General features: G+C 60.0%; 18 protein-coding genes. 11 read left to right on the plus strand and 7 right to left on the minus strand.

From position 1 onward, the window contains the following. The first annotated feature begins 10 nt into the window (after positions 1-10). A complete protein-coding gene (locus tag C5P05_RS14100; RefSeq protein WP_114970480.1) occupies positions 11-3,265 on the plus strand; it encodes an EAL domain-containing protein in 3,255 nt (1,084 codons plus the stop codon). Between the two features lie 2 nt (positions 3,266-3,267). On the opposite strand, the gene C5P05_RS14105 is transcribed toward C5P05_RS14100, so the two are convergent. Continuing rightward, a complete protein-coding gene (locus tag C5P05_RS14105; protein ID WP_114970481.1) occupies positions 3,268-3,732 on the minus strand; it encodes a CHRD domain-containing protein in 465 nt (154 codons plus the stop codon). A 302-nt stretch (positions 3,733-4,034) separates the two neighbouring features. Between C5P05_RS14105 and dinG the strand changes: the two genes are divergently transcribed. Next, positions 4,035-6,176 (plus strand): ATP-dependent DNA helicase DinG, encoded by a 2,142-nt coding sequence (gene dinG / locus C5P05_RS14110; protein WP_114970482.1) that lies wholly within the window; start codon positions 4,035-4,037, stop codon positions 6,174-6,176. 55 nt (positions 6,177-6,231) lie between these two features. Next, on the plus strand, positions 6,232-6,606 hold the full coding sequence (locus C5P05_RS14115) for a hypothetical protein (protein WP_114970483.1): 375 nt from the start codon (positions 6,232-6,234) through the stop codon (positions 6,604-6,606). 273 nt (positions 6,607-6,879) lie between these two features. Here C5P05_RS14115 and C5P05_RS14120 read toward each other — a convergent pair whose 3' ends face one another. The 5 genes from C5P05_RS14120 to C5P05_RS14140 all read right to left on the minus strand — a co-directional run bounded on the left by C5P05_RS14120 (position 6,880) and on the right by C5P05_RS14140 (position 10,978). Next, a complete protein-coding gene (locus C5P05_RS14120) occupies positions 6,880-7,485 on the minus strand; it encodes a hypothetical protein (protein ID WP_114970529.1) in 606 nt (201 codons plus the stop codon). 368 nt (positions 7,486-7,853) lie between these two features. After that, entirely contained in the window at positions 7,854-9,257 is a 1,404-nt protein-coding gene (locus C5P05_RS14125; RefSeq protein ID WP_114970484.1) for an exonuclease domain-containing protein, read from the minus strand. Positions 9,258-9,420: 163 nt separating this feature from the next. Then, a complete protein-coding gene (locus tag C5P05_RS14130; protein WP_114970485.1) occupies positions 9,421-9,966 on the minus strand; it encodes an NUDIX hydrolase in 546 nt (181 codons plus the stop codon). Positions 9,967-9,986: 20 nt separating this feature from the next. Then, on the minus strand, positions 9,987-10,682 hold the full coding sequence (locus tag C5P05_RS14135; RefSeq protein ID WP_114970486.1) for a fumarylacetoacetate hydrolase family protein: 696 nt from the start codon (positions 10,680-10,682) through the stop codon (positions 9,987-9,989). After that, a complete protein-coding gene (locus C5P05_RS14140; protein WP_114970487.1) occupies positions 10,679-10,978 on the minus strand; it encodes an antibiotic biosynthesis monooxygenase family protein in 300 nt (99 codons plus the stop codon). Before C5P05_RS14140 ends, C5P05_RS14135 begins: the two co-directional genes overlap by 4 nt. Before the next feature lie 77 nt (positions 10,979-11,055). Between C5P05_RS14140 and ycaO the strand changes: the two genes are divergently transcribed. Genes ycaO through pgeF form a run of 3 tightly spaced genes read left to right on the plus strand, consistent with a single transcriptional unit; the run spans position 11,056 to position 14,295 of the window. Beyond that, complete coding sequence (gene ycaO / locus C5P05_RS14145; RefSeq protein ID WP_232834494.1) at positions 11,056-12,801, plus strand: 30S ribosomal protein S12 methylthiotransferase accessory factor YcaO; 1,746 nt, start codon at positions 11,056-11,058, stop codon at positions 12,799-12,801. Positions 12,802-12,816: 15 nt separating this feature from the next. Beyond that, complete coding sequence (maiA, locus tag C5P05_RS14150; RefSeq protein ID WP_114970488.1) at positions 12,817-13,482, plus strand: maleylacetoacetate isomerase; 666 nt, start codon at positions 12,817-12,819, stop codon at positions 13,480-13,482. Positions 13,483-13,506: 24 nt separating this feature from the next. Then, positions 13,507-14,295 (plus strand): peptidoglycan editing factor PgeF, encoded by a 789-nt coding sequence (pgeF, locus tag C5P05_RS14155; RefSeq protein ID WP_114970489.1) that lies wholly within the window; start codon positions 13,507-13,509, stop codon positions 14,293-14,295. Here the strand turns inward: pgeF and C5P05_RS14160 are convergent. Then, the gene (locus tag C5P05_RS14160; protein ID WP_114970490.1) at positions 14,227-14,505 is read right to left on the minus strand and encodes a hypothetical protein; all 279 of its coding nucleotides are present in this window, start codon (positions 14,503-14,505) and stop codon (positions 14,227-14,229) included. The two genes, pgeF and C5P05_RS14160, sit on opposite strands and share 69 nt — an antisense overlap. Positions 14,506-14,611: 106 nt before the next feature. Between C5P05_RS14160 and C5P05_RS14165 the strand changes: the two genes are divergently transcribed. The 5 genes from C5P05_RS14165 to C5P05_RS14185 all read left to right on the plus strand — a co-directional run bounded on the left by C5P05_RS14165 (position 14,612) and on the right by C5P05_RS14185 (position 21,119). After that, positions 14,612-16,336, plus strand: a complete 1,725-nt coding sequence (locus C5P05_RS14165; RefSeq protein WP_114970491.1) for a class I poly(R)-hydroxyalkanoic acid synthase — start codon at positions 14,612-14,614, stop codon at positions 16,334-16,336. Between the two features lie 19 nt (positions 16,337-16,355). After that, the gene (locus tag C5P05_RS14170) at positions 16,356-17,534 is read left to right on the plus strand and encodes an acetyl-CoA C-acetyltransferase (RefSeq protein WP_114970492.1); all 1,179 of its coding nucleotides are present in this window, start codon (positions 16,356-16,358) and stop codon (positions 17,532-17,534) included. A gap of 106 nt (positions 17,535-17,640) precedes the next feature. Then, positions 17,641-18,378 carry an acetoacetyl-CoA reductase gene (phbB, locus tag C5P05_RS14175; protein WP_114970493.1) on the plus strand — a complete coding sequence of 246 codons (738 nt, stop codon included), beginning with the start codon at positions 17,641-17,643 and terminating at the stop codon, positions 18,376-18,378. 152 nt (positions 18,379-18,530) lie between these two features. Then, positions 18,531-19,880 (plus strand): dicarboxylate/amino acid:cation symporter, encoded by a 1,350-nt coding sequence (locus C5P05_RS14180; protein WP_114970494.1) that lies wholly within the window; start codon positions 18,531-18,533, stop codon positions 19,878-19,880. Between the two features lie 111 nt (positions 19,881-19,991). Continuing rightward, complete coding sequence (locus C5P05_RS14185) at positions 19,992-21,119, plus strand: aminotransferase class V-fold PLP-dependent enzyme (protein WP_114970495.1); 1,128 nt, start codon at positions 19,992-19,994, stop codon at positions 21,117-21,119. Positions 21,120-21,228 lie beyond the last annotated feature (109 nt).

Genomic DNA, 21,228 nt, shown 5'->3' on the forward strand with positions numbered 1-21,228 from the left:
GGAAAGGCCCGTGGTGAAAATACTGGTGGTAGACGATCAAGCCGAGAATCGCGAACTGGTGGTCACCTTGATCCGCTACCGCGGCCATCAGCCGATCGAAGCGGCTGATGGCGCCGAGGCCTTGGCGTTGGTGCGCGCGGAACATCCCGAACTGGTTATTTCAGACATCCTGATGCCGACCATGGACGGTTACGAATTCGTGCGCCAGCTGCGCGCTGATCCCGATATTGCCGGCACGGAGGTCATTTTCTACAGTGCACATTACCTTGAGCGGGAGGCGCGCAATCTGGCGAAGGAGTGCGGCGTTTCGCACGTCCTCATCAAGCCGTGCGAGCCGCAGGACATACTTCTCGCCATCGATCAGGCGCTGTTGCATGTTTCGGCGCCGGTCGCCGCGTCGGATGTGGCGGATGTGCCGGAATTTGACCGCGAGCACCTGCGCCTGCTGACCAACAAACTGTCAGAAAAAGTTGTCGACCTTGAAGCGGCAAACCGGCGCCTGGATGCCTTGACGGATTTCAATCTGCAACTTGCTTCGGAACGTGATCCACGGCGATTGCTGGAGAAAGTTTGTCGCGGTGCGCGCGACCTGATCGGCAGCACCTATGCAGTTGTCTGTGTCACCAGCAAGGTCAATGGCGAGTTGGTCTATTTCACCAGCGGCATTGATTCCGCGCAGGCGAGCAAGCTGGACGCGCCGGACATTGGCCGCGGCCCGCTTGGGGCAACGCGCACCGAGCGCCGTCCCCGCCGTCTAAGCATCCCCGATGGTGACGTCACTGTCGCGGGTCTGCCACCGGGCTATCCGCCGCTGCATGCCTGCTTGGTGGCCCCGGTCATGTCCTTGAACCATGCCTACGGCTGGATTCTCCTGGCGGACAAACTGGGGGCGAAGGCCTTTAGCGATGAGGACGAGCGGATATTGTCCATCCTCGCGGCCCAGGTCGGGCGCATCTACGAAAACAGCGTTCTGTATGCCGAGGTACAACAGTACGCCGGGCAGTTGCAGCTTGAAATGGTGGAGCGCAAGCGGGCGACCGATGAGCTGCGCATGAGCGAGGCGGGGCTGCATCATGCCCAGTTGTTGGCCAAACTGACGCATGTGATCACGGGAGCCGAGGGGGTATTCGAGAGCTGGCCTGAAACCATGCCAAAGATGATCGGGGTGGAACCCGATCAGATGATCAAGAGCCGGCACGAATTGCTGCAAATGGTTCATCCAGAGGATAGGGACTTGTTCCTCGACAAGGTGGTAGAAGTCGGCGTCCGGGGCGGGCGTATGGATTTTGAATATCGTCTGCAACGCCAGGATGGCGCCTGGCTGCAAATCCGGCAGGTGATGGAGCCCCTGCGAAGCCTGCCTGGCGCAGATAGCAATGCGCGCTGCTTCAATACCATGCAGGACATCACCGATCACAAAGAGGCGGAACGCAAGATCAGGCGGCTCAATCGTGTTTATGCCGTACTCAGCGGCATCAACACGCTCATCGTGCGCGTGCGCAACCGCGATGAGTTGTTCCGGGAAGCCTGCCGGATTGCGGTCGAGCACGGCCAGTTCAGGATGGCGTGGATAGGGGCTGTCGATTGGGAGGCCCAAATGATTGCCCCCATTGCATCCTCGGGCGTCGATCCGGAGTTCCTTCAATTCATCCCGAATCGGTTTTCACTGCACGATGACGCCCCGCCCAGAACAGCCATGAGCGTGCGTGCGGTCAAGGAAAAGAAAGCCGTCGTGCTAAACGACATTCGATCCCATCCCGAAGTTCTGTTTTTGGAACAGCGAATTGAAGATGGCGTTATGTCGATGGCTTTTTTGCCCTTGATTATTTCGGATCAGGTCGTGGGCGTGCTTGCCCTGTATGCCAGTGAATTGGGCTTCTTCGACGATGAAGAAATGAAACTCCTGACCGAGTTGGCCGGCGATATAGGCTTCGCGCTCGACCACATTGAAAAGGAGGAACGGCTCAACTACCTTGCTTACTACGATGAGCTCACCAAGCTGCCCAACCGCATGGTGTTTCTGGAGCGTGTGAGCCAGCTGTTTCGCACCCGAAGCGGCGGCAGTTTGACGATGGCGCTGGTGCTGGTGGAGATCGACCGCTTTCAGGTCATCCATGAGACATTCGACCGGCAGGCGGGTGACGAATTGCTGCGGCTGGTGGGCCAACGCATCCAGCACAGTGCCATCGGGTTCGATACCGTGGCCAGTGTGGGCGTCAATTGTTACGGCGTGCTCATTCGCGACCCGCGCGATGCGGAATCTGTCGCGCATCTGGTGGAGCAATTGCTGCGCGACTGCTTCGCCGAGCCGTTTCGACTGCGCGATTCAGACTTGAGAATGGCCGGCAAGGCCGGTATTGCCTTGTATCCGCTGGACGGCGGGGATGGCGAGAAGCTGTACCGCAATGCTGAAGCGGCACTCAAGCAGGCCAGGGGGGCGGTTGAGTCACTGCTGTTTTACGCCCCCGCGATGAATGCCCGGGTGGCCGAAGCGCTCGGCCTGGAGAGTCGCTTGCGCACGGCGCTGGAATTGGGGCAGTTTCTGCTGTATTACCAACCCAAAGTCAGTATGACGAGTGGAAAGATGACCAGCGTTGAGGCGCTGCTGCGCTGGCATGACCCGCAATCGGGCATGGTTCAACCGGCGCATTTCATTCCCATTCTGGAAGAGACCGGATTAATCTATGAAGTTGGCCGCTGGGCCATACGCCAGGCCCTCGATGACTATCTGCGCTGGCGAGCCGCGGGACTGACCGGCGTGCGCATCGCCGTCAATGTGTCGCCGCTGCAACTGCGCCACCGCAGTTTCATCGGCGAGATTCGGCAGGCCATTGGTGTTGACGCCCATGCGGCCGAAGGGCTGGAACTGGAAATCACCGAAAGCCTGATCATGGAAGACGTCAGTCACACCATTGCCAGTCTGCATGAAATCCGCGCCATGGGCGTCACCATCGCGATTGACGATTTCGGCACCGGCTTCTCCTCGCTCAGCTACCTGGCCAGACTGCCGGTGGACACGCTGAAGATCGACCGCTCGTTCATCATCGATATGACGGCCGGACCCCAGGGCCTGGCGCTGGTGTCCACCATCATCAGCCTGGCCCATGCGCTCAAGCTCAAGGTGGTGGCCGAAGGCGTTGAAACCGAGGAGCAGGCGCGACTGCTTCGTTTGTTGAACTGCGATGAATATCAGGGCAACCTGTTCAGCAGACCCCTGCCGGGCGATGTTCTCGAAGCCAAGTATCTGGCTTTATCGCCGCCATAGGCTTACTCCCGCAGAATCATCTGGCCCCGAATCTCTCCGTTGGGGTGGGCCGTGGTGTGAATGTTGACGTACCACTTTCCTGCCAGCAGGTCGGCGGCCTGCGCGGGGGTTAGCGTCATCTGCCCCTGGAAGGGGCTCTGGACCGTGCCCTTGAAGGGAAGGGCGACGTTTGCATTGCTGCCAATGGCGGCCGGGCCATGAAAGTGGCCTGCGGTGGCGGTGCCGCTCAGGCCGGTGAATGACAGTTTCCAGCGGAGCACGCGGGTGTTTTTGTCGAGCACCGCGTCTACCCGGCCGGTGGCCGCGGTGTTGACGGGCGGTACCTCGTTCAGTCCTGTCATCTGGGTACTGAAAGCGGCCACATGCGCGTCGGGCTGCAGCACGGGTTGCAACACGCCACAGCCGGCCATGGTGAAGGCCAGGGCGGTGGTCACGAGGACTGAGCGCAGGGCAAGATCAAAACGCATATTCAAGGCCTCCCGAGGATTAAGAATGATCGCAATTTCGGCCCGAGTGTAGGGGCCAGTGCAGCTGCCATGGGGGTTTGGGGGTGGATTATTTGTAACGAAGTCTGCTGTTCGTCGCGTTTTTTGGGGTTTAACATGCTATTGTTTTAATAGCTACTTGCGCTTATGGTACGAGGGTTCGAGGCTTGTTTTACTTGAAATTTCAGTAGACCCGGGCGAGGCCTGTTTTCTTCGCTGCCTGCATGGCGGTGTAATAGAGGCTGTGCAGATCAAACCAATCAAACAAAACATGGAAATTTCACTTGAGTTCTGACGATCTGGCGACCTTGTCCATTGCCGCCTTCGACCAGGTGGTGGACGCCACCTCCGGCTTTCGTTCGCGCCCCGGTCAGCGCGAGATGGCGCAGCGTATTGCCAGTGCCTTGTCGGGCGTGACACTGGGCGAGCACGCCAATCCGGGCAAAGCCATCACCGTCATCCAGGCCGGCACCGGCGTGGGCAAGTCGGCGGCTTATCTGTCCACCACCGTGGCCATGGCGCTGGCGCGCAAGACCCGGGTGGTGATCTCGACCGCCACTGTCGCCCTGCAAGAGCAGCTGATGACCAAGGACCTGCCGGCCCTGGCGGCCGCGCTGGAGACACCTTTTGTGTTCGCCTTGGCCAAGGGGCGCGGCCGCTACCTGTGCAAGCTGAAGCTGGAGCGGCTGGTCGGCGATGGTGCCAGCGACGATCTGTTCGAGCCAGACGAAGACCAGCCGCCACCGCGCAATGCCTTCGCCAAACAGCTGCAGGGCGAGGACCCGGAAGAGCGCCGCACCAAGCTCTACGAGTCGCTGGCCGTGGCCGTGGCAGGCGGCAAATGGGACGGCGACCGCGACCTGTTGCCCGAGCAGCCGGAGCCGCGTGACTGGTCGGCGGTGGCGGCGGAGCGCCACACCTGCACCGCCCGGCATTGCCCGCGCTTTCGGGAGTGCAGCTATTACAACGCTCGCACCAAGCTGGCCGAGGCGCACGTCATCGTCGCCAACCACGATCTGGTGCTGGCCTCCCTCGGTCGCAAGGCGCTGCCCGAGCTGGACAACTGCCTGGTGGTGTTTGACGAAGGCCACCATCTGCCGGCAGTGGCGCTGGACCAGTTCGCCAGCAGCATGGATTTGTCCAGCTTGCGCTGGCTGGACAAGCTGCCCAAGGCCTTGCACGAGGTGAGCGAAAAGATTCACGTAACACTGGCGCAAGACGTCAACACGCTGGCGCAGCAGCTCAAGACCGCGCTGTTTGACGTGGGCCGCATGGTGATGGACTTGCTCAACGTGAACGCCACGGGCTATGACGCCGTTTATCGTTTCAAAAACGGTGTGCTGCCCGATGAATTCACCGACCCCATCACCCTGATTCAGGGCCATGCGGGCGGCTTGTCCAAGGCGCTGGAGGCGCTGGGCGCAGAGGTGAAATTGCTGGCCAAGGAAGACCCGTCGCAGGCGGTGAGTTGTTCGCTGATGTACGCCAAGCTGGGCCAGCTGGCGCCCAAGCTGGGCAGCGTGCTGGAAACCAGCAGCCTGCTGCTGGAACACGGCCCGCAGCCGCTGGCCAAGTGGCTCAAGTCGGATACCAGTTCGGGCTTGGTCTTTTTGACCGCCCATGCCTGTCCGATCGTGCCGGGCGACTTGCTGCGCCAATCGCTGTGGAGCCAGGTGCGCGGGGCGGTTATCACGTCGGCTTCGCTCACCAGTTGCGGCAGTTTCGATTATTTTCTGCAGGAAGCCGGCCTGGTCAAGCTGCCGCACGTGTCCACCCTGGAGGTCGAAAGCCCCTTCAACTACCGGACCCAAGGCGAGCTGATCGTGGTGGAGACCGAGGCGGATCCGAAAAACGCCGAGGCCTATACCCGTGAAATGGTGGGTGAACTGTTGTCGGATTTGAGCCAGGTTGAGCATGGGGCGTTAGTCTTGTTCACCTCGCGGGTGCAGATGAAGGCGGCGGTGGATGCGTTACCGCCCGCCTTGCAGGAGGCGGTTCTGGTGCAGGGGCAAATGGCGCGCGGCCGTTTGTTGGCCACGCACCAGGCGCGGGTCGAGGCGGGTTATCCGTCGGTGATTTTTGGCCTGCAGTCGTTTGGCGAGGGGCTGGATTTGCCGGGCAAGCTGTGCGAGACGGTGTTTATCACCAAGCTGCCTTTTAGCCCGCCGTCTGATCCGGTGGAAGAGGCGCGCTCCGAGTGGTTGAAGAGTGTCGGGCGAGATCCGTTTTCGGAGTTGGTGGTGCCGGCCACGGGCATCAAGTTGTTGCAGTGGACGGGCCGGGCGATTCGCACCGAGGATGACCACGCCACCGTGATTTGTTACGACCGGCGTCTGCTGCGCATGGCCTTCGGGCGGCGCATGTTGCAGGGTTTGCCGCCGTATGCGGTGTCGCGCCGGGTGGGGGGCGTGGCGTTGGCGGTCTGATCGGTCTTGTAGTTGGGGTGACAGGCCGCAGTTGTGTTGTTCGTGAAGGAGTTCAATGTTGAATCAATGGGTGAACAAGGTTTTTGGTTTTGTCTTTCGGGTGGTGCTGGTGCTGGCGGGGGTGGTTTTCATGGCCAGTCTTTTTGTGGCGGCGCTGCTGGTGCTGGTGGTCTGGCTGCTTCGGGCAGGCTGGGCGCGTTTGACGGGCGAGCCGGTGAGTCCGTGGACGTTTCAGGTCAATCGTGAGGCGATGTGGAACCGTTTTAATCGGGGGCCGGGGGCGGGCGGGGCGGCTAAGCGCGATGAGTCTGATGTGATTGATGCGGAGGTTAAGGAGGTCAGGGAGGTTAGGGACGTGACCGAAGTTACTGACGTCACGGAAGTCAGGGAAATTGGGGGCGATAGGGAGGTTAAGCGGCCTCAGGAGTAGTTGGGTCGGGGCTTTTTGTGGGGCTCTTGTGGCTTCGGGACGGCGGAGACGGGGCGGAGGCCGGGCGCTCATAGCCCTTCGGTCCCGAAATCGCGCCCGGCCTCCGCCCCGCCCCCGCCTTGCGCTGCTTGCTCTCTTTAACTTGAAAAGATGAGTTTTTGTGGTTCGGGCTTCGCGTTCAGGTCACCAAGGCTTGTCGTGACTGTTTGGTGATTTGCTATTTTATTTATAGCTTGTTGCGCTTATTGCACTCGGGCTAGAGGGCTATTTGGCTTAAATGTCGATGACGATGTCTTTGGAGAAGAGTTCGATCGCGGTCTTGGCGACCTGGGTCGTGTCGAAGTAGGCGTAGGCGCCGACGCCGACTGCGCCGACCAAGGGCACAAAGCGCGAAACGCTTTTACCGATGAGATGCTGCGTGATCTTGACGCCCAGCGTCTGCGCGGCGGATTGAATGAAACTGAGTGAGGCGGCCTGAATCAGGTAGCGTTCGCCCACGCGGACCACCACATCACGGAAGAGCTGGGCTGATACATGCTTGAACAGGCAGTAAATCATTTGCTCGCGGCCCAGCGAGGCGCTTTTGCCGTAGACGGCGGCAATGTCGGCCACCATTTGCGCTTGCAGCTTCCATACGCCCATCAGTTCCGGCAGGATCGTCAACCAGCCCAGAAAACCCGGCGGCAAGGCCAGCGAGCCGGCCATCAGGCTGGCATGCCGAGCCGCATTGCGACCCACGGCGCGAGCCCGCACCTCGGGTTGCGTTACTTCGGCCTCGTTGGACGCAGGGACGTGCAGCACCAAATCCAGGATGGCGTCACCCACTTTGTGGCGCAGGTCCTGGTGCGCGTCAACAACGGCAATCTCGTTTTTCGACATGATGCGCAATTATCTCGCCGCCCTACAGATAGCCGCAAACTCCAATCCCTTATGGATAAGTATGAAAAGAGTCACCAGCCCAAGTGAGATAAGCGCAACCAGCTATAAATAAAGTAGCAAATCGCCCTCACTGCCACGACTGGTTTTCATGACCTGAACGCAAGCACAGAGCCCCGAAAGCCCATCTTTTCAAGTTAAAAAGAGCGAGCAAGCAGCGCGAGGCGGGGGCGGGGCGAAGGCTGGGCGCGATTTCGGGACCGAAGGGCTATGAGCGCCCGGCCTTCGCCCCGTCCCCGCCGCCCCGCAGCCACAAAAGCCCCCAACAGGCCATCAACCCAAGCCCCAAATCAGAGCAGCGCCAAAAAAACTCAAACCGGAAAACGAATCACCTCAAAGCCGCCAGCACCCGGCGATCCCAACCGTTTGATCAGCAACCGATAAGTATCCAGATCAAACGCCAAATCACAGCGAACACTCAAGGCCTCTTCCAGTTCAGCCTCGTCATGCACCGTCCCCAGATGGCTCCATTGATCAAACAGATGAATATCGGTGCGGCCGCTCAACGGGTTGTGCTCGCGCAGACCCATCCGGCCCGGATGCGGCCAGACCTGCAGTTTCTGCGGGGCCAAGGCCAACTGCAGCCGCAGATGGTGCAACTCAGGTTTTTCCTCGCCGCAGCACACGCCTTTGCAGCGGCCAACCTGATGGGCAAAACAACGGCCTCGGCCGGGCTCCAGCCCCAGCGCCTGCGGACACAGGCTGTAGGTATCGGCGAGTTCCTGCAGGCCTGCGATGGCCAGGTTTCTGGAGCGGTAAACCCCGTACAGCCGGTCAAACTCCCGGGGCTGCAAATCCTCACCGCGCACCAGGCTCAGCAGCGGCCGGGCCAGCGGGTTCTCGTCCAGGCGCCAGGCGCACAGCGTGCTGATGCGGCGCAACTGGCGGTTGTAGACCGGCTGCTTGTCCTTCACCAGTTTGGCTTCGAGCAGCAAGGCGCCGAGCTCGCCCGCGGTCTCGATCCACTCAATACGCCGAATTTCCTGTGTGATGCGCATCTCGCGCGGCGACTTGCTGGCCGCCTGAAAATGCGTCATGACCCGGCTGCGCAGCTTGATGCTCTTGCCAATGTACAAAGGCAGCGGGCCTTCACCATAAAACAGGTAGACACCCGCAGACTCCGGAATGTCACTGACCGCGGTTTCCAGCTGCGGCGGCAGGGCGGCGCTGCCTTGCAAAAGGGTCAATGCCTGTCGCCTGATCTGCTCTGCGCCCAGCTCCTGGGTGGCAATGCCCAGCCACGCCAGCACCATGTCGACATCGCCCATGGCCCGGTGCCGGGCGCTGGTGCTCAGCCCGTGGCGCTGCATGATGGCGTCCAGACCGTGGCTGCGATGCTGCGGATACAGCAGGCGCGACAGGCGCACGGTGCACAGCGTCTTCACACGCAAGGGCGTTTCCAGGCGGGCAAACTCGTTGAGCAGAAAGCCGTGGTCAAAACGCACGTTGTGCGCCACCAGCACGGCGTCTTCCAGCAGCGCCAGCACATGGGGGGCGACCTCGTCAAAGCCCGGCGCGTCGGCCACCATCCGGTTGGTGATGCCGGTCAGGTTCTGGATGAAGGTGGAAATGCTCGTGCCGGGGTTGACCAGCGAACTCCAGCGCGCCACTTCCCGTCCGTCCTCGATGCGCACGGCGGCAATCTCGGTGATGCGGTCATGCACCGGGTTACCGCCGGTGGTTTCAAGGTCAAGAAGAACGTAGCAGGGCAGCATGGGCCAATGCCGGGAGGCCTAACAAAACATCAGCGCCAGCCAGGCCGGATCGTCAATGACATTGATCAGCAGGTAGCCGCCAATGCGGTAAACCCACAACTGCGTGCGGAGCTTCACCCCCGGCCACCCCTCAGCCGGGTACTGAGGACACGCCGTCGCCATGTCAAACGATGTCGATGGCATGAATGGAGAAGTGGCCAGCGCGGCGGTCCGCAAAGTAGTGTTCCAGCGTTTCCTTGACGGTTCTGAACGCAATTTCGTCCCAGGGTATTTCGGCCTCAGAAAACAGCCGGGCCTCGATGGTCTCAAAGCCGGGTTTGAAAACGTCGCTCAACAGGCGCGCCCGGTAGAACATGTGGACCTGCCCGACGCGAGCGATATTGACCAGCGAGAAAAAGCCTTCCATCTCGAATTCAGCCCCGGATTCTTCCAGCGTTTCCCGCGCCGCGCCTTCGGCCACGGTCTCATTCAACTCCATAAAGCCGGCCGGCAGCGTCCACTTGCCCCAACGCGGCTCGATGTTGCGTTTGCACAGCAGGACTTTGTCGCCCCAATGCGGCACGGTCCCCACCACATTCAGCGGGTTTTCATAGTGGATGGTGCTGCAGGCTTCGCAGACGGCGCGCTCCTTGGTGTCGCCATCGTCCGGAATCCGGTAAATCACGGCAGTGCCGCAATTTTTGCAGTGTTTGATAGGGGCTCGAAGCATAAAAGCAGTGTAGTACGGCCTTACTGGATGACGATCTGGAGAGATTCCAGTCCGCTTACCGCGCCCAGCAAAGTGTCGCCCGGCACCACAGCTGAAACGCCTTCAGGCGTGCCGGTATAGATCAGATCGCCGGGTTGAAGTTCCCAGGCGGCGGACAGATGCTCAATGGTCTCGGCGATGTTCCAGATCAGTTTGGACACCTGGCTGTGTTGGCGAATCTGGCCGTTGACTTGCAGTGAAATCTCGGCCTTGGCGATATCGCCGGCCTGCTCGGCGGGGGTGATAGGGCCGATCGGCGCCGAATGGTCAAAGGCCTTGCCGATGCACCAGGGGCGCCCCTGTTTTTTCATCTCGTTTTGCAGGTCGCGGCGTGTCATGTCCAGACCTACGGCGTAGCCGTAAATGTGTTTGTGGGCATCGGCCGCCTTGATGTTTTTGCCGCCGGTGCCAATGGCCACCACCAGCTCGATTTCGTGGTGCAGGTTCGAGGTCAGGCTGGGGTAGGGCATGGCGCCGGTTTCACCCGCGTTGACCACGATCAGCGAATTGGCCGGTTTCAGAAAAAAGAAGGGCGCTTCGCGGCCGGTAAAGCCCATCTCCTTGGCGTGATCTTCGTAGTTGCGGCCGACGCAGTAAATGCGGTGCACCGGAAAGCGCTCAGGCTTGCCCAGCACGGGCACCGAGGCTATTGGGGCGGGTTTGAAAACATAGCTCATGACTTGGCCACCAGGTCAAAGTGTTCAACCACCGGCGCGGCGGCAAAGAAGGGTCCGACGATGGCGCGCCAATCGGCAAAAGCCGGTGACTCGCGAAAACCGATCGTGTGGTCTTCCAGCGTGTCCCAGAAGATCTGGAGCACATAGCGCTCGGTGTTTTCAATGCCCCGGTTGACCTTGAAGCCCTGGAACCCCTTGGCCCCGGAAATAACGGTTTTCAAGCCACGTTGGATGGCTTCTTCAAAAGCGGCGTTCTGGCCAGGGTGAATGCGGATATCGGCGAGTTCGAGGATCATGAAAGGCTTCCGGGTAGTGGTTGTTACGGGCAGGTGGGCAAGTCTACCGCCAGCCGTGGCGCAGGGTGGAGTTTGGTATGCTGGCATCCATGCCAACCGAAAACTTTATCCCGGGCAAGGACGCCTCGCTCGAATCCACCATCAAGACCCTGCAGGGCAAGTTGCAGGCGCTCGGTTTTCATATTGAAGAAAGATCGTGGCTCAATCCAGTCGACGGTATCTGGTCGGTGCATATTCGTGATCGCGACTGCCCGCTCCTGTTCACCAATGGCAAGGGCGCTACCCGGCTGGCCTGCTTGGCCAGCGCGTTAGGCGAGTTTTTCGAGCGCCTCTCCACCAATTATTTCTGGACGCATTACTACCTGGGACCCAAGGTGGCCGACCGCCACCATGTGCATTACCCGCAGGAGCGCTGGTTTGAGCCCGAGGAAGACGGTAGCTGGCCGGCCGGTCTGCTGACGCCCGGCCTGCAGAAGTTCTACAACCCGGAAGCCAATATCGATGCCAGCAGTCTGGTGGAGTTCAATTCCGGCAACGTCGAGCGCGGCATCTGTGCCATTCCCTATGTGCGCCAGCGCGATGAGGTGACCGTCTATTTCCCGGTCAACATCATTGGCAATCTGTATGTGAGCAACGGCATGTCGGCCGGCAACACCCAGGCTGAGGCCCGCACGCAGGCCTTGTCGGAGATCTTCGAGCGCTTTGTGAAGGGCCGCATCATCAGCGAAGGCATTTGCCTGCCGGACGTGCCGGAAGCCGTGATTGCGCGCTATCCGCGCATCGCCGCCGGCATCAAGGCGCTGCGGGCGGCGGGCTTTGGCATTTTGGTCAAGGACGCTTCCCTGGGTGGTCAGTATCCGGTGATGAATGTGACCTTGCTGCACCCGGAAGACCAGGGCTGCTTCGCCAGTTTTGGCGCGCATCCGCGCTTTGAGATTGCGCTGGAGCGGGCCCTGACCGAGCTGTTGCAGGGGCGCGCCCTGGACTCGCTGGCCGGTTTCCCGGCGCCGGGCTTCGATCTGGAAGAGACCGCCAGCGCCACCAATATCGAAATCCATTTTGTCGACTCCAGCGGTGTCATTCACTGGCAATTCCTGGGGGACGCGCCCGACTACGTGTTTTGCGATTGGAACTTCAGCAACAGTACGGCCGAAGACTACGCCTGGGCGGTGGACCGCATTCACCAGGACGGGCGCGATATCTATATTGCCGACTTCACCCACCTGGGCGTCTATGCCTGCCGCATTCTGGTGCCGGGCATGTCCGAGATTTACCCGGTGGACGACCTGGAGTACGAGAACAACAGCGTGGGCAACGCCATCCGCGAAGCCATCCTGAATTTACCGGATCTGGACGATGAAGAATGCTCTGACCTGCTCGCCACCCTGAATGAGTCTGCGTTGGCGGATCAGCGTCCGGTGGCGGCCGTGATTGGCCTGGCGGCCGACGCCGGCTCGTTCTGGAGCGACCTGCGCGTGGGTGAGCTCAAGACCTTGCTGGCCCTGGCGATTGGCGATGAAGCCGCCACGCTGGAGGGCTGTGACTGGATCAAGCATTTCGACCAGCTCAATCCCCAGCGGCGCGGCGTCTACGCCTGTATTGAAAGTCTGATCAACCTGGCCGGCATGGGCGGTACCGGACCCTATCTGGACGCTCTGCGCCAGCTGTATGGCGCCGGCGCGGTGGCGCAGGCGCACGCGCTCATCATGCAGACGGATCGTTTCATGGGTATCCCCGCGCCGGGGCTGCGCTTGGCTGGCTGTGAAATGCACCACAAGCTGCTGGCGGCGTATGACAAGGTGCATGTGCGCGCCGGCTATTAACTTCCCACGCCTCACATGAAGCTTTACAACTACTTTCGTTCTTCCGCCTCGTTCCGGGTGCGTATCGCTCTGGCGCTCAAGGGTTTGAGTTATGAGTATGTTCCGGTGCATCTGGCCCGGGGCGAGCAAAAAAAAGAACCCTACGCCTCCATCTCGGCTGACGCCCTGGTGCCGATGCTGGAGATCGACGGCCAGCGCCTGTCGCAATCCATGGCCATCATCGAGTACTTGGACGAAACCTATCCCGAGCCAGCCTTGCTGCCGCGTGACGCACTGGAGCGTGCGCGGGTGCGGGCCCTGGCGCAGTCGATCGCCTGCGAAATCCATCCACTCAATAATCTGCGCGTGCTCAAGTACCTGGTGAAAGAGCTCAAGGTGGATGATGAAGCCAAAAATACCTGGTACCGACACTGGGTGCGCACAGGGCTGGAGAGTTTCGAGCGGCAACTGCAGGCCAATGCCGCGCTAAGGCAACAAGCGGGCGTGCCGGCCTCGGTCTATTGCCACGGCGACACGCCCTCGCTGGCCGACTGCTGCCTGGTGCCGCAGATTTTCAACGGCCAGCGCTTTGACGTGAATCTGGACGGTTTGCCGCTGACCATGGCGGCGTTTGACGCCTGCATGGCGCTGCCCGCATTCCAGCAGGCGCAGCCGGTCAATTGCCCGGATAGCGAAGCCTAGCCAGGCCGCACAACGGTTCAATACATGCGGACGGTGAATCCCGACTGGCTTGTCCCGCAATGGCCCGCGCCTGGGCATGTGCATGCGGTATGCACCACGCGCGCAGGCGGTACATCGAGTGCTCCTTACAACTCACTCAACCTGGGCGACCATGTGGGCGATCGGTCGCAGGATGTGGCCGCCAATCGCGCTATTCTTCAGCAGGTCATTGAGGCGCAGCCCGTGTTTTTGTCACAGGTGCACGGCACACATGTCGAATGGCTTTCGGACCAGACCGCCCACGGCACGCAGGCCGATGGCTGCATCACCGATCAGCCCGGCCTGGCCTGCACCATCATGGTGGCCGATTGCCTGCCGGTGCTGTTCACCAATGCGCCGGGGAGTCTGGTCGCGGCGGCGCACGCCGGCTGGCGTAGCCTGGCGGGCGAGCAAGGGGACGGGATACTGGAGAGAATATTTGAACGTTTTAGTGCTCTAGCCCCCGTGGATAGTGCGCAAGAAGCTATTAAAATAATAGCATGGTTGGGCCCCTGCATAGGGCCTGACAAGTTTGAAGTGGGTGATGAGGTGCGCGATGCTTTCGCGGCGCATGACCCCGCAGCGCTGGCGATGTTCAGGCCGCAGGGCGCTGGCAAATGGCTGGCGAACCTGGCAGGGTTGGCCCGCCTGCGCCTGGCCGCGCTGGGTGTGACGCAAATCTACGGCAATGATGGTAGCAGCCCTTGGTGCACGGTGAGCAATTCGTCACGTTTCTTTTCCTACCGGCGCGACGGCGTCAGCGGCCGCATGGCCGCCTGCATCTGGCGGGATTGATTGGGCCTGCGCCAACTCAGCGGCTTCCCTGGCCTTGATCGCGCGGCGCCGGGCCGGTGCGCGCATCAGGTAGACCACCAAGGCCACGGGCCCCGCCCCATAGAGCAAAAAGGTAATGACCGCACCCAGCACTGTGCCATCGGGGTGATTGGCTTCGGCGACCGCCATCATGAGCGCAACATACAGCCAGGCCATGGGAACAATGTACATAAATGAAATACCTGATGGACGTTTAAGAAATGTCAGTTTTTCGACGGGGTAAATCTAAGATACTAAGATGCTTACCAAAGTCAAATGATAAATATGAGGACACAGCATGACACAGGAATCTCCTGAATTTTGGGCGCAATCGGCCCAGCAGTTTCAACAGACTTTGGGTGAAAACTTGAGCAAAGCTTTCCAGTCCTTCCAGAATATGGATCTGGGCGCAGCCGGTCCCAGTCTGGCGGCCCCAAGCCCGCCCCCTCCCCAGATCAATTTTTCGCACGAGAAGCTGCAGGAGTTGCAACAGCAGTACCTGAAAGACGCCACGGGCCTCCTGACGCAAGGTGTGCCAGGCCTGCCGCAGCCCGCAGACAAGCGCTTTGCCGCGCCAGCCTGGGGTGAGAATCCGATGGCGGCCTTTTCCGCCGCGGCTTATCTGCTCAACTCGCGCGCCCTCATGGGCATGGCTGACGCCGTCGATGCGGATGAAAAGACCCGTGCCCGTATCCGTTTTGCCGTGGAGCAATTGACGGCGGCGGCCTCGCCGAGCAATTTCATGGCGCTCAATGCCGAGGCGCAGAAGAAGGCGATCGACACCAAGGGTGAGAGCATTGCCAAAAGCATACAAAACCTGCTCCACGACCTGCGCCAGGGCCATGTGTCGATGACCGATGAAAGCCTGTTTGAAGTGGGCAAAAACGTGGCCACCACCGAAGGCGCTGTCGTGTTTGAGAACGATCTGTTCCAGCTGATCGAATACAAGCCGCTGACGGACAAGGTGTATGAGAAGCCCTTTCTACTGGTTCCCCCGTGCATCAACAAGTTCTACATCCTGGACCTGCAGCCCGAGAACTCCCTGATTCGTTATGCCGTGGCACAAGGTCACCGTACCTTTGTGGTGGGCTGGCGCAACCCCGATGCTTCGCTCGCCCACAAAACCTGGGATGACTACGTCGAAGACGCAGCCATCAAGGCGATCACGGTCACCCAGGAAATCACGGGTGCCAAATCCATCAATACCCTGGGGTTTTGCGTCGGCGGTACCATTTTGGGCACTGCGCTGGCTGTGTTGGCAGGGCGGGGCGAAAAGCCGGTGGCCAGTGCCACCTTTCTCACGTCCATGCTTGATTTCAGCGACACCGGCATTCTGGATGTCTTTATCGATGAATCCTTCGTTAAATACCGTGAAAAAGAGATGGGCAAGGGTGGCTTGATGAAGGGGCAGGATCTGTCCAGCACCTTCAGCTTCTTGCGGCCCAATGACCTGGTCTGGAACTACGTGGTGGGCAACTACCTCAAGGGCGAAACACCGCCTGCGTTCGACCTCTTGTACTGGAACAGCGATTCCACCAACCTGCCAGGTCCTTTTTACGCCTGGTATCTGCGCAATACCTATCTGGAAAACAACCTGGTCAAGCCCGGCAAGACGCTCGTCTGCGGCGAAAAGGTCGATTTGCGCACGGTCGATATGCCGGTCTATATCTATGGCTCGCGTGAGGATCACATTGTGCCAATCGGTGGCGCCTACGCGTCAACGCAGGTACTTCCCGGTAAAAAGCGCTTTGTCATGGGGGCCTCCGGCCACATCGCGGGCGTGATCAACCCACCGGCCAAGAACAAGCGCAGCCACTGGTTGCGTGAAGACGGCAAATTTCCGAAAACCCATGCCGAATGGCTGGCGGGTGCCACCGAGCAACCCGGCAGCTGGTGGACCGATTGGTCCGAATGGCTCGCCGCCCAGGCCGGCAAACAGATTCCCTCGCCCAAGACCTACGGCAAGGGCAAATACAAGGCCATCGAAGCAGCCCCCGGCCGCTACGTGAAGGCAAAAGCTTAACTACACCCAGGAGAGAAAAATGGAAGACATCGTTATCGTTTCAGCCACCCGCACCGCCGTCGGCAAATTCGGCGGAACCCTCGCCAAAACTCCGGCCACAGAGCTCGGTGCCGCGGTTATCAAGGAATTGCTGGCCCGCACCGGACTGGGCGTCGACCAGATCGGTGAAGTCATCATGGGCCAGGTGCTGGCGGCAGGCGCGGGTCAAAACCCGGCGCGCCAGTCACTGATCAAGAGCGGTCTGGCGAAGGAAACCCCGGCGCTCACCATCAACGCCGTCTGTGGCTCGGGCCTCAAAGCCGTGATGCTGGCCGCGCAATCCGTGGCCTATGGCGACAGCGACATCGTCATCGCCGGTGGCCAGGAAAACATGAGTGCTTCGCCTCACGTCCTGCTGGGCTCGCGGGATGGCCAGCGCATGGGTGACTGGAAGATGATCGACTCCATGATCGTTGACGGCCTGTGGGACGTGTACAACCAGTACCACATGGGCATCACTGCTGAGAACGTGGCCAAGCAATATGGCGTCACGCGCGAAATGCAGGATGCGCTGGCGCTGGCCAGCCAGCAAAAAGCCGCTGCTGCCCAGGACGCAGGCAAGTTCAAGGACGAAATCGTTCCCTTCAGCATTGCCCAAAAGAAGGGTGATCCGATTATTTTTGCGGCCGATGAGTTCCTCAACCGCAAGACCAGCGCCGAAGTTTTGGCCGGTCTGCGCCCCGCTTTTGACAAGGCGGGCGGTGTCACCGCAGGCAACGCGTCCGGCCTCAACGACGGTGCCGCCGCCGTGATGGTGATGACGGCCAAAAAAGCCGCAGCCCTCGGTCTCAAACCGCTGGGCCGGATTGCCAGCTTTGCAACCAGTGGCCTGGACCCCGCGCTCATGGGCATGGGACCGGTATCGGCATCGAAAAAAGCGCTGGCCCGTGCCGGCTGGAAAGCGGCCGACCTCGATCTGCTGGAAATCAACGAAGCCTTTGCGGCGCAAGCCTGTGCGGTCAACAGCCAAATGGAATGGGACACTTCCAAAGTCAACGTCAACGGCGGCGCCATTGCGATTGGTCACCCCATTGGGGCGTCTGGTTGCCGCATACTGGTCACCTTGCTGCATGAAATGCAGCGTCGCGATGCCAAAAAGGGCATTGCCAGCCTGTGTATTGGCGGCGGTATGGGGGTTGCCCTAACGATCGAGCGTTGATTTGCCATCACAATTCGTTGGTGACAGCGCAAGGACTATTGTTGCGATTCCGCGCAGTGGTCCGTCTTGTAGTGCTGCATAAGTATTTAACAAAGGAGATAACACAATGAGTCAAAAAGTAGCTTACGTCACCGGGGGCATGGGTGGCATCGGTACCGCCATTTGCCAGCGCCTCAGCAAAGAAGGTTTCAAGGTCATTGCGGGCTGCGGCCCCACGCGCGACCATGCCAAGTGGATTGCCGAACAAGCTGCGCTGGGCTTCACGTTCTACGCCTCGGCGGGTAACGTCGGTGACTGGGATTCCACGGTTGAAGCCTTCACCAAGACCAAGGCCGAGCACGGCACGATCGACGTGCTGGTGAATAATGCCGGCATTACCAAAGACCGCATGTTCCTGAAAATGACACGCGAGGAATGGGATGCGGTGATCGAAACCAACTTGAACTCCATGTTCAATGTCACCAAGCAAGTGGTGGCTGACATGGTTGACAAAGGCTGGGGCCGGATCATCAATATCTCGTCCGTGAATGGCGCAAAAGGCCAGGCGGGTCAGACCAACTACTCAGCTGCCAAGGCCGGCATGCATGGATTCACCATGGCGCTGGCGCAAGAGCTGGCCACCAAGGGCGTCACGGTCAATACAGTGAGCCCGGGCTACATCGGCACCGACATGGTGAAGGCCATTCGTCAGGATGTGCTCGACAAGATCGTGGCCACCGTACCCGTCAAGCGCTTGGGCGAGCCCAGCGAAATTGCCTCCATCATCGCGTGGATTGCGTCCAACGAAGGTGGCTATTCCACGGGCGCCGATTTCTCGGTGAACGGCGGTTTGCACATGGGCTGAGGCTTGGCTATATGCCCCACAAAAAAACCCGCTTCGGCGGGTTTTTTTGTGCTCGTGTCAGCTGGTGCATGTGGGAATCCACAATTGTTAAATGAAATCCGTGGCGGTACAGTATTTGGCCCGGTTCATAGACCACATAAGAGGCACAGCCCATGACTTCTCCCACACCTTCGCAAAAGCGACCCCTCTACAAATCGCTCTATATTCAGGTGCTGACCGCCGTGGTTATTGGCGTCTTGCTAGGCCATTTTTACCCGCAGCTGGGCGCCGAGATGAAGCCCCTGGGCGATGGCTTCATCAAGCTGATCAAGATGATCATTGCCCCCATCATTTTCTGCACAGTGGTCATCGGCATTGCCGGCATGGAGGACATGAAAAAGGTGGGCAAAACCGGTGGCCTGGCCTTGCTCTATTTTGAGGTGGTCAGCTCCCTGGCGCTGATCGTGGGGCTGGTCATTGTCAATCTGGTCCAGCCCGGTGCCGGCATGAACATCGACGCGGCAACCTTGGACACCAAGGCGATTGCAGCCTATACCGGTCCCGGCAAGATGACCGGTACCGTGGACTTTCTGATGAACATCATTCCCACCTCGGTGGTTGATGCTTTCGCCAAAGGCGAAATCCTGCAGGTGTTGCTCTTCGCGGTGCTGTTTGGTTTTGCGTTGCACCGCTTCGGCGGGCGCGGCACGATGGTGTTTGACCTGATTGAAAAAACATCCCATGTGCTGTTTGACATCGTCGGCATCATCATGAAGCTGGCCCCGATTGGTGCCTTCGGCGCGATGGCTTTCACCATTGGCAAATACGGTATTGGCTCTTTGTTTTCGCTGGGCAAGTTGATGGGCACGTTTTACCTGACCTGCCTGATTTTTGTCTTTGTCGTGCTGGGCACCATTTCCAGGCTGCATGGTTTCAGCATCTGGAAGTTTGTCAAATACATCAAGGAAGAGTTGCTGATTGTGCTGGGCACCTCGTCGTCCGAGTCGGTGCTGCCGCGCATGATGGAGAAGATGGAAAACCTGGGCGCCAAGAAAACCTGTGTCGGTCTGGTGATCCCCACGGGCTATTCTTTCAATCTGGATGGCACCTCCATTTACCTGACGATGGCCGCCGTTTTCATTGCCCAGGCCACCAACACGCCCATGACGCTGATGCAGGAAATCACGCTGCTTGGGGTGTTGCTGCTGACCTCGAAGGGGGCGGCTGGCATCACCGGCAGCGGGTTCATCGTGCTGGCCGCGACGCTGTCGGCGGTAGGTACGGTACCGGTCGCCGGCCTGGCGCTGATTCTGGGCATCGACCGGTTCATGTCCGAGGCGCGCGCCTTGACCAACCTGGTGGGCAATGGGGTCGCCACGATCGTGGTCGCCAAGTGGACTGGTGAACTCGACACCCAGCGACTGCAGGCTGGTCTGAACAACGAGACCTGGATAGAGGCCGACGAGCCAGAAATCTTGCTGGACAAAAAAGTGGCGCACATGGCTGTCAGCAAGAAAACTTGAGTCCCAGGGAGTCCGCGGCACTTACGTTAAAGCAGAGAACGCATGCGTGGCCCGTGCTAAGCTGGCACTCCCATTCAAGCCCTTGATTCAACAAGAAAACCGGAGCCATTCATGCCAGGACTTTTGCCCCAGATCGACCCGGACGGGTTGCTTGAGTTTTCAGTCGTTTACACCGACCGTGCCTTGAACCACATGTCGCAACGCTTTCAGGGCGTGATGAAGGACATCTCCGGCATTTTGAAAGAGGTCTACCACGCCAAGTCGGCCATCCTGGTGCCGGGCAGCGGCACCTTCGGCATGGAGGCCGTGGCGCGCCAGTTTGCCACCGACAAGAAGGTGCTGGTCATCCGCAATGGCTGGTTCAGCTACCGCTGGACGCAGATTTTTGACATGGGCCGTATCCCGGCGGAATCGACCGTGCTCAAGGCCCGTCGTGTAGGCGACGCCAGGCAGGCGCCGTGGATACCCTGTCCCGTGGAAGAGGTGGTCGCCACCATCCGCGAGAAAAAACCCGACGTGGTTTTTGCCCCGCATGTGGAAACGGCCGCTGGCATGATCCTTCCTGACGACTATCTGCGCACCGTGGCCGATGCCGTGCATGAGGTGGGCGGCCTGATGGTGCTGGATTGCATTGCCTCCGGCGCCATGTGGGTCGATATGGAAGCCACGGGCGTGGACGTGCTGGTCAGTGCGCCGCAAAAAGGCTGGAGCAGCTCACCCTGCTGCGCGATGGTGATGCTGAGCGAGCGTGCGCGCAACGCGATTGACAGCACCACCAGCACCAGTTTTGCCTGCGACCTGAAGAAGTGGCTGCAAATCATGGAAGCTTTCGAGGCCGGCGGCCATGCCTATCACACGACCATGCCCACCGATGCACTGACCCGCTTGCGTGAGGTCATGCAGGAAACCCGCGCCTACGGTTTTGAGAAGGTGCGCGCCGAACAGATTGAACTGGGCACCCAGGTGCGTGCGCTGTTTGAGCGTCGGGGCATTCAGAGTGTGGCGGCCGAAGGCTTCAAGGCGCCGGGCGTGGTGGTCAGTTACACCACAGACCCTGACATCCAGTCCAGCAAAAAGTTTTTGGGCCAGGGCTTGCAAACCGCTGGCGGCGTGCCGCTGCAGTGCGACGAACCGGCCGACTTCATGACCTTCCGCGTCGGCCTGTTCGGCCTGGAAAAACTGCATAACGTGGAGCGTACCGTGGCGCATCTGGCGGCCGCGCTGGATCAGATTCTCTGACCCGGCGTAGTCATTTTTGGCGCGATGGCGGGTTCAAGTCATGGATCCCGGATCGAGTCCGGGATGACCCGTCAAAGGTCTGTTGTCATTCCCGCGCATGCGGGAATCC

Source organism: Rhodoferax ferrireducens (assembly GCF_003347515.1).
Taxonomy (GTDB): Bacteria; Pseudomonadota; Gammaproteobacteria; order Burkholderiales; family Burkholderiaceae_C; genus Rhodoferax.